The sequence below is a fragment of the Candidatus Cloacimonadota bacterium genome (assembly GCA_028706475.1).
In the GTDB taxonomy this organism is placed as follows: domain Bacteria; phylum Cloacimonadota; class Cloacimonadia; order Cloacimonadales; family Cloacimonadaceae; genus UBA5456.
The window spans coordinates 38,885-52,042 of sequence record JAQWBI010000010.1; the positions used below are offsets into that span (position 1 = coordinate 38,885).

At 43.7% G+C, this 13,158-nt stretch carries 12 protein-coding genes and 1 tRNA gene; all 13 read left to right on the forward strand.

Annotated elements, in window-relative coordinates; all coding sequences use genetic code 11:
* Positions 1-12 precede the first annotated feature (12 nt).
* The 13 genes from PHF32_03445 to PHF32_03505 all read left to right on the forward strand — a co-directional run bounded on the left by PHF32_03445 (position 13) and on the right by PHF32_03505 (position 13,048).
* Complete coding sequence (locus PHF32_03445; GenBank protein ID MDD4559783.1) at positions 13-330, forward strand: hypothetical protein; 318 nt, start codon at positions 13-15, stop codon at positions 328-330.
* Between the two features lie 162 nt (positions 331-492).
* Positions 493-1,770 carry an ABC transporter substrate-binding protein gene (locus PHF32_03450; GenBank protein MDD4559784.1) on the forward strand — a complete coding sequence of 426 codons (1,278 nt, stop codon included), beginning with the start codon at positions 493-495 and terminating at the stop codon, positions 1,768-1,770.
* 52 nt (positions 1,771-1,822) lie between these two features.
* Positions 1,823-1,910: transfer RNA gene (locus tag PHF32_03455), tRNA-Leu, on the forward strand.
* Positions 1,911-2,095: 185 nt separating this feature from the next.
* Complete coding sequence (locus tag PHF32_03460; GenBank protein MDD4559785.1) at positions 2,096-3,121, forward strand: PorV/PorQ family protein; 1,026 nt, start codon at positions 2,096-2,098, stop codon at positions 3,119-3,121.
* 86 nt (positions 3,122-3,207) lie between these two features.
* A complete protein-coding gene (locus tag PHF32_03465) occupies positions 3,208-6,405 on the forward strand; it encodes a T9SS type A sorting domain-containing protein (protein MDD4559786.1) in 3,198 nt (1,065 codons plus the stop codon).
* Positions 6,406-6,416: 11 nt separating this feature from the next.
* Complete coding sequence (locus tag PHF32_03470; GenBank protein MDD4559787.1) at positions 6,417-7,373, forward strand: hypothetical protein; 957 nt, start codon at positions 6,417-6,419, stop codon at positions 7,371-7,373.
* Positions 7,373-8,011, forward strand: coding sequence for a hypothetical protein (locus PHF32_03475; GenBank protein ID MDD4559788.1), 639 nt, complete (start codon positions 7,373-7,375; stop codon positions 8,009-8,011). The genes PHF32_03470 and PHF32_03475 overlap by 1 nt, the downstream gene beginning before the upstream one ends.
* A gap of 146 nt (positions 8,012-8,157) precedes the next feature.
* Entirely contained in the window at positions 8,158-8,661 is a 504-nt protein-coding gene (locus tag PHF32_03480; protein MDD4559789.1) for a hypothetical protein, read from the forward strand.
* Entirely contained in the window at positions 8,658-9,827 is a 1,170-nt protein-coding gene (gene coaBC / locus PHF32_03485; protein MDD4559790.1) for a bifunctional phosphopantothenoylcysteine decarboxylase/phosphopantothenate--cysteine ligase CoaBC, read from the forward strand. Before PHF32_03480 ends, coaBC begins: the two co-directional genes overlap by 4 nt.
* Positions 9,824-10,543, forward strand: coding sequence for an SDR family NAD(P)-dependent oxidoreductase (locus tag PHF32_03490; protein MDD4559791.1), 720 nt, complete (start codon positions 9,824-9,826; stop codon positions 10,541-10,543). The genes coaBC and PHF32_03490 overlap by 4 nt, the downstream gene beginning before the upstream one ends.
* Positions 10,540-11,292, forward strand: a complete 753-nt coding sequence (locus tag PHF32_03495; GenBank protein ID MDD4559792.1) for a DUF3108 domain-containing protein — start codon at positions 10,540-10,542, stop codon at positions 11,290-11,292. Before PHF32_03490 ends, PHF32_03495 begins: the two co-directional genes overlap by 4 nt.
* Positions 11,289-12,332 carry a tRNA preQ1(34) S-adenosylmethionine ribosyltransferase-isomerase QueA gene (gene queA, locus PHF32_03500; protein ID MDD4559793.1) on the forward strand — a complete coding sequence of 348 codons (1,044 nt, stop codon included), beginning with the start codon at positions 11,289-11,291 and terminating at the stop codon, positions 12,330-12,332. Before PHF32_03495 ends, queA begins: the two co-directional genes overlap by 4 nt.
* Positions 12,329-13,048: a biotin--[acetyl-CoA-carboxylase] ligase gene (locus tag PHF32_03505; GenBank protein MDD4559794.1), complete on the forward strand. Its 720-nt coding sequence runs from the start codon at positions 12,329-12,331 to the stop codon at positions 13,046-13,048. Before queA ends, PHF32_03505 begins: the two co-directional genes overlap by 4 nt.
* Positions 13,049-13,158 lie beyond the last annotated feature (110 nt).

Genomic DNA, 13,158 nt, shown 5'->3' on the forward strand with positions numbered 1-13,158 from the left:
CAGGAGAACTTTATGTACATGATCTTACATCTCTATAACGACAAATATCTGGACGACATGATATTGGCATTATCGGAAGCAGGAATTGAGGACACCATCGTACTTTCAGGAGAGACTCTGGGGCAAAAAATGCTTTACGACATTCCATTATTTGCCTCATTCAAAGATTCTCCGGATATCAGACAAGGATATGGCAGTGTGATCCTGGGCATAGCCGAGAAGGATGAGGTGGATTTTGCTTTGGCAGAGCTTACAGAGTCCGGTCTGGATCTACTCAAGATGGGAATGGTAAAGGTCTTTCTGATACCCATAGCCTCTACAATCGGATGATAGAAAAATGCTCTCCATACAATTATGTTATCATTGGTTGCAAGGTCATTTTGCCCAGTTCATAAAAAAGATTGACTGCTTTTGAAGAGCTGTAATAATTGCTCTTACACTGTAAAGTGCTGTGTGAAAGTCATATCTGCACTACAATTATTGGGAGACTATATGCGTCGATTACTGATCTTAGTGATCTTAATCAGCCTACTTTTGGGCGCTTGTGGAAAAACGCTTACATCCGGTAAAACAAGGGTAACTTTTTGGCACGGTCTTAGCGGTCCATTGGGTGATACTCTAAACGAAATGATTATGGAATTTAACCGTGAACACGAGGATATCGAAGTGGTGGCGAATCCCATCAGCAGCTATACGGCATTATCCCAGAAATTGATGGCATCTATTCAGGCAAAGAAACAACCTGATATAGCTCAGGTGTTCGAAAGCTGGGCCTCAAAATATATCGAATCCGGTGTTTTGGCATCTTTGGATGAATTGATTGCCGAAGATGACGATTTTGATGAGGACGACCTCAACGACGTGTATCCAGTATTTAGAGACTCCAATACATTTAACGATACCCTGTATTCTTTCCCTTTCAATAAAAGTGTAAGAGCCTATTTTTATAATAAAGACGAGTTTTATAGAGCCGGTCTGGATCCGGATTATTTTCCCAAAACCTGGGATGAATTCAGAAAATATGCCCTGTTGCTTACCAGGGACATTGATAATGATGGAGACATCGATAAATATGGCACAAACTTCAACGTAAATGAATGGCAATTTATCAATCTCTTGTATCAAGCCGGTGGAGCCTTGATTGACGAAGAGGGAAATCCCACTCTGAATAGTGCACAAGGTATTAAAGCTCTAACCTTTATTACAGATATGATGTTCAAAGATAAGAGCGTGTATCTGGTGCGTGAGTATGAAGGGCAAAACGACTTTCTGGCAGGTGTGGTGGCTATGTATGAGGGATCAAGCGTGTCTATCACACATATGCGTCAACAACCGATAAACTTCAATATTGGTTATGCTTCGCTTCCCACCGATGTTACTACTCAAAGTGCAGTGTCCGGAGCCAATATCGTGATCTTCAAATCTGGAGACAGAAAGCGGGAACGAGCAGCATGGGAGTTTATCAAATGGTTTACAGACACCGAGCAAACTGCCAGGTGGAGTGTAGCAACCAGTTATATGCCAGTTCGCAGAAGCGCAATGAAAAGTGAAATAATTGTGAACTTCCTGCAAAAGAATCCTCAGTACAAAGGCATCTACGAACAGCTGGAAACAGCAGTATATGAACCGCAAACAGCGGCTTGGTTCAAAGCCAGACCAGAGCTAAAGGGCTATCTGGAAAAAGCAATGCGCAATCAAAATAGTCCTCGTGAAGCGCTGGACGGCGCTGCCCAGAAATTCGCTGAACTGATAGCTGAAGAGTCTAGATGAGCATTTTTCCCTTGACAAAGAACGGGATTTGGAAGTTTTGAAACATACGCGTGCCGAAGTGGTGAAATTGGTAGACGCAGTGGACTCAAAATCCACCGGGCTTTTTGCCCATGCCGGTTCGATTCCGGCCTTCGGCACCATAATTTGCAAGGAGCGTAACGGCAATTTTGCTATCCGGCAGTATTCTATGATTTTAATGGCAATTTGTATTACAACACTATTTTATATACCGACAGCTTTGTATACGATGTTTGCCTTTAGATACACAGGGATATTCAGTGCCCTGTTGAAACTTAAATTTAGCCTGAAACATATGGAGGTATAGATGTCTACCAGACATATCACTCTGACCCTTTGCTTGCTGTTGCTGGCTGCTGCACCTTTGGCAGCTGTTTCTCAAGCAGCATTGCTCTTCTTATCCTTCGAACCCGGCGGTCGTGCCAATGGCATGGGCCGAGCCTATTCTGCTGTTGCTGATGATGCATTCGCCATGTGGTGGAATCCGGGTGCCACCGCTTTCAACCGAAAGGGACAAATTGCTTTGAACCATGTTCCGTGGCTTCAAGGTTCCGGAATAAACGATATCTATTATGAGTACTTGGGCTGGAACCAATATTTCGAGAGCATTGGAAATATCAATGCACACATAGTGCTACTGGATGCCGGAACTCAGGAACAGACGAGTATTGACGGCAACTTCGAAGGTACCTTCCACACATTGGATATTGCCGGAGCAGTCGGTTATGCATATGAAGCAATCCCTGCAAAACTGGGCGTGGGAGCCAATTTCAAGCTGATCTATAGCTATCTGGCGCCGGGAACGGGTCATACTGAAACAGAAGGCAAGGCTTTTAGCTTTGGTTTCGACGTGGGTGCAAAATACAAAGACCTTGCTAATGTGAAAGGTCTGGACCTTGCTCTGGTTATTCAAAACTTTGGTCCCGACGTAACTTTCGTGGACCGCGACCAAGCTGATCCTCAACCCCTTACCATGCGATTAGGCGCAGCATACAAAGTTCTGGATAATCCTATGGGAAAGCTTACTGTTTCCGGTGAAGCAAGCAAGATCCTGGCAAATTCCGATCCATTGATTGAGCGCTTTATAAGCGGATGGGAGTATATGGATGAGACTATCTATGGAGCAGGTGCAGAATATGTGTATCTGGATCTAATCTCTCTACGTGGCGGATACTTCAACGATGGAGCGGGAAAGATCACTGGTCCCAGCTTTGGTGTAGGTCTTCAATACTCCTTTGATAATCGCTACAAGTTGAATGCAGATTTTTCAATGGTTCCCGGTGGAGAATTGGTAGACTTCAATAAAGTCTTTTCCCTGGGAGTTGAATACTAACTCTTTCACGAGATTCAGAAGCAGATTATATATATATGGTCTGCTTCTACTCTTATCTTGTACATAAACTTATGGTAAAAGGAAAAATGAAAAAATCAAATTTGTCCCCAATGCCGTATCGCAGTTTATCGATTCTGATCCTTATATGCTTTGCAGCTCCAATCTTTGCGCATAAGATGGTTTTGAAACCAGCTGCCCATTCTGTGCGGCAAAAAAGACACCCTTTTACTGAAAAGCTTTTGCAGACAAAAAACGATATAGTCTCACGTAAATCCGGGGGAGAATATCAGAAGTTGCTGGTAATCCTGGTGGATTTTCAAGAGGATTCCGATACTAGAAGTACAGGGAATGGGAAATTCATGTTGGAAGCGGATCCAGATTACATATATTCTGTTGGTGCTCCACCTCATGACCGCCAGTATTTCGAGGCCAATCTGGAAGCAATGCGCTACTACTATTTGGCTGCATCCGCAGGAAGCTACGAATTGGAATATGATGTGTGGCCAAAGGACAAACCAGCTTATACGCTATCGCAGAACATGGGCTACTACAATCCTCCCGATGCAGAATCAAGCGAGTTTGTGGAGAAGATGGAAGAGTATTTTAAGGAAGCCTTTGAAACTGCAGACAGGGATGATCCTGAGATCGATTTTGCTGCATATGCACACTATATGATAATTCACGCAGGTTCGGATTGGCAGCATGATATAGCTGGTGATAGCCCTCTGGATATCCCATCATTCTTCATAAAAGTGGGAGATGGCAAACAAGTAGAGGTAGATGACGGAAACCACGAGATATTCCACGCTTGTAACGTTCCAGCCACGATCTCTCAGGATTTCCAAACGGAAGAGATAGACGGGCAAGTGATCCACAGCGGTTATGGAGCTTTGAATTCGGTATTGTTCCATGAGTTTGGCCATTCTCTGGGCTTGGTGGATCTGTATAATGTAAGAAACTTCAGTCCCATGGTTGGTGCATTTGACATCATGGACAGCGGTGGCTCTGGTGTTCTAGTGGATCAGTTAAATAATGGCGATTTTGTCTATCTGGAAGGGGCTATGCCAGTACTTCCCGGAGCATTTAGCCGCCTATTGCTGTTTGAAGAGGATTTTGAGAACAGGGGTTTGTTCAAAGAAGTAACTGATCTGAAGCTTTTTCCCAGATTGGATCTGGCTGCCAGCAGCTTGAAACAAAGTGGGGATATGGGTCCCAGTATTATCCGGTTTCAGATCAATCCGGATGAATACTACTTGATCGAAAACCGCAATCTTGATCCCGACGGAGATGGTGGGACAGCTGTGTATGGCACTTTGGAGTATCAAGCAGATCCAACCAGGAAAAGAGTGATTCTGTATCCCACAGCTTATGATGACAATAACAATAGTCCTACCTACGAGTATGATTATCTTTTGCCTTCCTTTATAGATGCTCAGGACAATGTACATGGCGGCGGCATTCTGGCCTGGCGTGTGAACGAAAAGGTATTGTATCAGGAAGGAACAGTATATGAGGATGGGTCTTTTGCATCTAACTTCGATACGAACTATGTGAACACAAGTTTTTCACGTCCCGGTGTGATGGTATTGGAAGCAGACGGTATCAGAGATCTGGGCGAGTATTACTCTCAATATTGGACAGGCACAGCCTACGAGTATTTCCATGCTCACAAACCTTTTCTGAACAATATTGGCCAGTTTATGCAGTGGAGTCCGGAAGAGTGGCGTCCGCGCCTGAGTTCGCAAAGCAAACCGGCAATGTTGGATGAGAAAGGTTTGGGCACTATGTTTTATCTGGACGAGATCAGCGATCCGGCTCCAATAATGAACTTTGTTTTAAAAGCAGGGATGTTCGAAGAATCCGTGAACCTCAATGTTAATGGTTCTTCCTTTGCAGGGCAAGTAATCAATACATCGTTTGGCAACACTCTGCTCCCGTTTAGCGGTTATAACTACATCAACCTTTATTCTGATGAATACGGGGATTGGTCGCCCATGCTTGAGAATGAACCTACCAATGCTGGTTTCTTCGATTATCCACTGATAAACATGAACTTCAACAATGATCAATACATGGACTTAGTTGGAGTTTCAGGCAATCTATTGTATCTGATCGATATCAGCACAGGTGTGTGCAATACCACTACAATCACATTTCCGGATAGTGTATCCCGGCCTTTGGTTTATGAAGACGCTGTGTATGTATACGATTCGGATATCCTATACAAAATAAAAGATGGCGCTATAGAATGTTTTGTCCCCATGGAAGGCATCAAAAACTTGACTGCTTATTCGGATTGCATCCTGGCAACACAGAAGTCCCGGCTTATGCAATTATCGAAAGAAAGTCTGGAAATAGAAAGAACTATTATGATTCCGGAAGAAATTGGTGATTATGAGCCGGTAATCTGTATGGATGCAGAAGAAGCGATTATCTTTGTTACAGCAAATAATGGAAACATCTACCGTTATGCTGCGTACAATGATAAACAAGATGAGGGTATCATTGTTCGCATCTTCAGCAATACCGGCTCCTATTTGCCTTCTCAACCGGCACTGATCGCACTTGAGGACACAGAGCTGAGAATTTTCTTCGGACTGGGCAATAATGCTTATATGCTATCTCAAAACGGTTATCTGCATGCAGGTTTCCCTCGTTATCTCGATAAAATACATATAGAGGCCAAGGCAGATGCGAAAGCACTGCGCTTAGGAGATGAGACTTTGCTACTATTCCCTGTGGCTCAGCAGGGCTATATCGCCGTTAATGAAGAAGCAGAACCGCGTTATCAGTATTCATTGCTAATGCCACATAACGCCATGAATGAATCCTCTGCATGGTCAGACTTCATGTATTATGATGAGGACAATCATAGATTGCTATGGTATTATTCAGTTGTAGATGGCCAAAACAGCAGAAACTATATCCATAGTATAGCTTCCGATACCAATCCGATTCTTTGGAATGGATACTTGAATTCCGGTTCCGGAGTAGTGTATGGTAGCATTACAGGAACAGCAGCACCGGATAATGCTCCTCTACATGCTTATGTGTTTCCCAATCCCGTGAAGAGCGGCATTTATAGATTGAGAGTGGAGAATGCTTCTGCGGATACAAAACTGCATATCTACGATATTAGCGGAAGCATGGTGTATTCGACCCACAAAAACGATGAAAGATTTGATCTGGAACTGGATTCCAAAGACTTAAGTTCTGGTGTGTATGTAGTTCACGTAAAAAGCGGCGTCAAGGATAAAACCTTCAAATTCGCCGTTGAAAAATAAGGAGGAAGCAAATGCGCAATACTATCCTCTGTCTATTCATACTTACTCTCGCGGTAAGCCTTTTTGCCCAAAGTGCTGAAGATTGGTTGTGGGATGAAACAGAACCTGAAGAAGAAAAGCTGGAAGCTGATTTCATCAAGGTAAATTACGATAAAAAAGATGCTCGCCTGGCCATGGTGATGTCTATGCTGGTTCCAGGTGCGGGACAGTTTTATGCGGATCGCAGCGCTATAACCACATACATATTTCCGGTTGTAGAGATTGGGATGATAGCTGGTTATCTCTATTTTGAGAACAGTGGCAACGACAAGACAAAAGATTATGAGCGATATGCAAATGGAGAGGAGATCACATATACTCTTCACAATGGAACAGAAATTACGACGACTCGTTATGACAGGGAGCGACAAGCATCAGTGGAAAGCCACCTGATCAATTTTAACACTGCTGATATATACGAGGATTTATTCTTCCGCTTGGACGACAACAATTCCCAGCATTTCTATGAGGACATCGGCAAGTATTCTCACTACGTATTTGGCTGGGCGGATTGGTATTATACTTTTGCTGCAAATGAGCAAGGTGAATTTATGTATCCGAATTGGTATCCTGAAGGTGGAGAAGCTAATGATTCGGGTTGGATATGGACAGGTAACTACCCTCTATACAATGATCCTGACCATGGATTTTCCACCGACGAGCAAGTGGATAAAGCAGATCACCGCTCCAGCCCCATGCGCAAGACCTATATAGATATGCGAAACGATGCCAAAAGTGAATTTGGCAAAGCTCAGATCTTTACCTTTGGTCTGGCCTTGAACCACATCGTAGCAGGCTTGGACGCTATCCGGGTCACAAAGAGTTACAACCGCAACGCCATCACCGACAGCGGATTTCGCATGAAGTATTATACCGGGATTAGAAACCAGCATATTACTCCCATGATAAACCTAAACTGGACGTTCTGATGAAACATATCATTTTGCTGGTCACTATCCTGATGCTATGCGGAGCTTTGGCAGCTCAGTCGCACTTGGCATATATTGGTATGAGCGTAATTCTTCCCGGAAGTGGTGAGCTGGCAATGGGGAAGACCAACCGGGGTATAGTGATGATCGCAGCCGATATCCTCTCTGCATACTCCTACTTTAAGACGGATTACGATATCGACTTGCAGAGGGATCAGTATAAGCAATATGCTCACGAATATGCCGGAGTACCTCTGGATATGCCAAACGGTCATTATCAGTCCATTCAGGAGTACGAAAGCAGCGAGGAATATAATAATTACTTGGAAATGATAGCGCGCAACTACTACTTGATCTCGAACTATGATCCAGCTGGATATGCAGAATATATGCAAAGCGAGAGCTTTGGCGAAGATGAACAATGGACATGGCAATCCGATGCTCATTGGGAAAAGTACAGGGATATGCGTAAGAAACACCAAAAAACAAAGATGAATCACACTCTTTCCATAGGATTGTTGCTCCTAAACCGTGCTATTAGCGTAGTCGATACAGCTATCTTGAATCGAAATATGCATCTATACGCCCAGCCTTCCGGATTGGATGGCATGATGCTCAATTGTGAATTGAGGTTCTAATGTGTGCTCATAAAAGACTATTGGTGTTTTCTCTTTGCCTTGTTTCCTTGAGTGGATTGTGGGCACAGAATAAGGACTTTTTGCTCTCATTAGCAATTCCAGGCTTATCTCAAGTCAAGAACGGCAGAAATATCGGATATGCACAAATGGCTACTGAAGCCGTTTTTATTGGGACTCAACTCTATTGTAACAGTGAAGCAAAACTCTTGAGGGATGAATCCTATACCTATGCACTGAAGTTTGCCCATATCAACCCAGGGCATTACGATAGCAGCTTTTACAAAAATTTGGGTAAATATAATAGCAGTGGATTCGACGCCATGGGATATAATGCATCTGTCAGGGAGGAAGCCTTGAGTCTGTATCCCGGTGATCCCATCAGCCAGCAGCAGTACATAGATGATCACGCTTATGGCGAGGATAATTACTGGAATTGGGATAGTGAACAGCATAAGTCTTCTTTCAACGGTATGCGTAATGATGCCCTGGACTTCGAATCTTATGCTCAACTGGCATTAGGAGTTACCATTTTGAACCACTTGTGGAGCGGTATAGATGCTTTAAGACACAGCAAACAGAAGCGAGATGCTCAATTTAGCATAGATATCCTGCACAATGTCCCCCTTTTGAAGCTCTCGGTAAAGTTATGATGAAGAATGCCAAAATCCTGCTATGCGTGAGCGGCGGAATCGCTGCTTACAAGGCTATTGACCTAGCCAGTAGATTGCAAAAGATGGGCTTTGAGATACGCACAGTGCTCACTGAATCTGCATGTAAATTCGTTGCGCCCATAAATTTCTCTGCCATCACGCATAACGACGTATATACTTCGTTGTGGGATGGAAGTGATCCTATACCGCATATCACCCTTGCGGATTGGGCAGATTTGGTAGTGGTAGCCCCAGCATCTGCAAACACAATCGCAAAAGCTGCTCATGGTCTTGCGGATAATCTACTCAACTCAATACTGTTGGCCCATCGCAAACAGGTATTATGGGTACCAGCAATGAATGTGAATATGTATGAAAACCAGGTTACAGGAGAGAACTTACAAGCGCTAAAACTACGCGGACACCATATATTGGATCCTGCATTTGGTATGTTGGCTTGCGCCTACACAGGAAAAGGGAAGTATCCTCCCAATGAAGAGATAGTGTATGCGATTCGCACCTATCTGGAGTATGGAGAAGACCTTTGTAGTGTAAAAGCCTTGGTTACTGTAGGCGCTACAGTTGAATCCATAGATCCCATGCGTATGATCAGCAATCGTTCCAGCGGGAGAATGGGCTTGTCTTTGGCACGTGCGCTATATTTGAGGGGGGCAGAGGTAATATTGGTATATGCTTCGATCAGTGAAAGCAAGCCCTACTACATTAGTGATGCATTTCACACGCTATCGGTGGACGAAATGCACAATAGAGTAATGCTCGAAGCCCCCAAATGTGACTGGATATTCAAGTGTGCCGCAGTATCAGACTACAAACCAGCAGAATATCGTGAAAACAAGATTAAGAAAGCTTCTGATCTTCAACTGAACTTGGTTAGGACAAAAGACATATTGTCCGATCTGGGGAGTTTGAAACGGGATAATCAACTTCTGATCGGATTTGCTGCAGAAACTCAAAACCTGGAAGAGAATGCAAAGAAAAAGCTGGAAAAGAAAAACTTGGATCTGGTGGTAGCCAATCATCTGAAGCATGCCGGTTCTGCTACTAGCGATATACTCATGATAGACCGAAAACACAATTTGTGCTCTGCTCAAGGCGACAAATTTGATCTTGCTCACCTAATAATCGATCGCGTAATAAGCTTATGAATACAATTCTCATCAGTGGAGCAAATTCTCAGATAGGCAGCTTTCTTGCCCGTGCTTATGAAGCGGAAGGACATAAGCTAATCTTACTTTACCACCAGCGCACAGATCGCATTAATGACCTTATCTCTCCCAAGATTCAGGTAGATCTCAGGGATCTGGATGCTCTTGAGCAGAAGCTATTGAATCACTTGAAATCCATAGACTGTCTCATTCATTGTGCCGCGATTCGTAGTGAGGATCATCAAGCTATGTGCGACATAAATCCTCAGATTTTCCGCAGGGTTCTGGAAGATAATGTGTATCCAGTGTATAATCTTTTGAAAACCATACTGCCGGATATGCGCTCGAGAGCTTTCGGTAGGATTGTGTTATTTACTTCTGATGTTACCCGAACCGGATTAGCGAATGGCTCTGCCTATGCTGCAGCCAAAGCTGCTATAGCCAATATGGCAAAAAGCGCCGCATTGGAGAACGCTGGTAGAAACATTCTAATAAATTGCCTTGCTCCGGGACCGGTAGAAACGAATATGGAAGAGGATTATAACTCCGATTATCTGGAATTCAGGAAAGAATATTTTAAAAAGCATCTGGAGCGGACAGCATCCGGTAAACTGGTGACAAAGCAAGAGATCAAAGCTGTTGCAGACATGCTCATATCCCCTTTGATTTCCAATCTTTGTGGAGAGGAAATCATCATGAATGGAGGTAGTAAATGAAACGATATATTGTAATACTGGCATTGTTGATAGCTGTGAATCTAGGTGCGAATGTGTTTATGGATGGAGAGAAGCTTACCTTCAACATAAATTACGGGATCATTAATGCGGGTCAGGCTACTTTGGAAGCCAAGACATCCGTGTATCAGGGTAACCCAGTGTGGTACCTTTCTACAAACGCAAAAACGCATAGCTTCTTCGACAAGATCTTCAAAGTAAGGGACAGGGTTGAGTCCTGGTGGGATAAAGAATCCCTTTTGCCCTACAAATTCGCCAAGAATCTTCAAGAAGGGAAATACCGCCAGCACAGAGTACATATATACAATCACGCCCGTGGACGCACAACGTATCAAAGGTGGCACTTCAAGAACAGCCGCTTCGACAACACTGAGATGGATTTACCCATGGATTCACAGGATATTCTGAGTGCATTTTATTGGGTACGTCATCAACCCCTAAAGGTTGGACAAAGATTGATGGTAAATATCACTGCCGACGGCCGCATTATGCCTACTGAGGTAGTTGTCCATCGCAAAGAGAAAGTGAAGAGTATATTTGGTGAAGTGGAATGTCTGGTTATTGAACCAAAACTGAAAGGAGAAGCAGTGTTCAAGCAGACAGGAGACATCTTTATTTGGGTCACTAATGATGAGTACAAAATCCCTGTGAAGCTGGAAAGCAAGATTACTTTCGGTTCTTTTTCAGCAACCTTGGATAGCGCACAAAAGGTACCCCTGAAGTTGAAATGACCACGGATTTGCATTATAAGCAAGCGTACCATTATGATCTCCCCATGGAGTTGATCGCTCAGTATCCCGCCGATAAAAGAGATCACTCCCGTTTGATGCATTTGTATGCTACAGATGAGGGTATCAGTCACAGAACATTTACTGATTTGCCCGATTTACTGCGTCCAGGCGATCTTTTGGTACTGAACAACAGCAAGGTGTTTCCGGCCAGGATATTCGGGCATAAAGACAATGGAACAAAGATCGAAGTACTATTGCTAAATCCTTCTTCCGAGACGGATAAATGGAAGTGCCTTCTATACCCAGCCAAACGAATAAAACAAGAGCAATACATTACCTTCTCAGGCAATATGAGAGGTTGGGTATATCCTGAAAACATCGATGGAGTACACGACATAAAGCTTGAATACAGCGGGGAGTTTTGGCAAGAGATAGAACGCATAGGACACATTCCCTTGCCTCCATACATTGATCGTCCCGATGAGCAAAGCGATAGAACGCGATATCAGACCGTATATGCGCAGCTACAAGGATCTGTGGCTGCTCCAACAGCAGGATTGCATTTTAGCCATGAATTAATTGAGAAGTGCAAAAGCAAGGGAATACAGTTCGCTGAGCTTACTCTTCATGTTGGGATTGGCACCTTTCGGCCAGTTAAAACCGACATCATAACCGAGCACAAGATGCACAGCGAATGTGTTCAAATCTCAGCCGATACTGCTGAGACGATAAATGAAGCTAAAGCAGAAGGGCGCAGAATTATTGCAGTGGGCACCACCTCCGTTCGAGCTTTGGAAAGCTTCTGGGAAGCTGGAAAGCTACAAAGCGGCAATCGTTGGACAGACATCTTCATCTTTCCCGGATACGAATTTAAAGTCCCAGATGCACTGATTACGAACTTCCATTTACCAGAATCCACTCTATTGATGATGGTTTCTGCTTTTGCCGGATACAGTTTTATCCGCAAAGCATATCAGGTAGCAATTGCTGAGCGCTACAGATTCTTTAGTTATGGCGATGCCATGTATATAGAGCGATGAAAGAGAGAAGCTTTTTTTACTATGATGTGCTGGACAGCACGATGCTGGAGTATAAGAGACTACGGGAGTACCATAATGGTCTGATTTCCGTTCGCACCGGCTCACAAGACGATGGAGTAGGCAGAGACAATCATATATGGCTATCTCCGCCCGGAGGATTGTGGTTCACTTTTGACCTGATGTCTAGTGGAGTAGTATCTTCTTTTGCACTGTTTGCCGGATACTGTGTGCACAAGGAGCTATGTCGCCTGTTTTCGCCTCTGTCTGACAAGTTGCAGATTAAATGGACAAATGATCTTATCTACGACGGAAAGAAACTGGGCGGTCTACTCTGTAAAAGCCATCCCGGACGTTATACGATCGGGGTGGGATTGAATACAAACAACGAAATTGACTCAGAGTTAGGGAAATTTGGTGCTATCAGTCTGAAAAGCATTTTAGGTGATGAGATATCGAACGTAGAGCTTTGTTACAATCTGATCAATGCAGTAGAGAAGAGCGAACGCCTTCTTGCTCATGAAATCACATACATTACGTATTGTAACGAGCATCTCTTTGGCAAAGACCATGATGCAGTAATTGATTCGGGGGGCACTTCATTTGAAGCTCAAATACTGGGAATTGACCTGAAAGGAGCCTTGATCGTCCGAAAAGATATGGGAGAAATCGTAAACATCCATACAGGTTCCATTCTAAGCATCAAAGCTTTTTCTTGACAGATAGTGCAATCCCAAATCTTTGTGAAAGTCGATAAATGAATATTCATACCCTGGAGGATCTAATGAACAGATTGTTGCTGATTGCCATGGTTGCCTTCATGCTGATT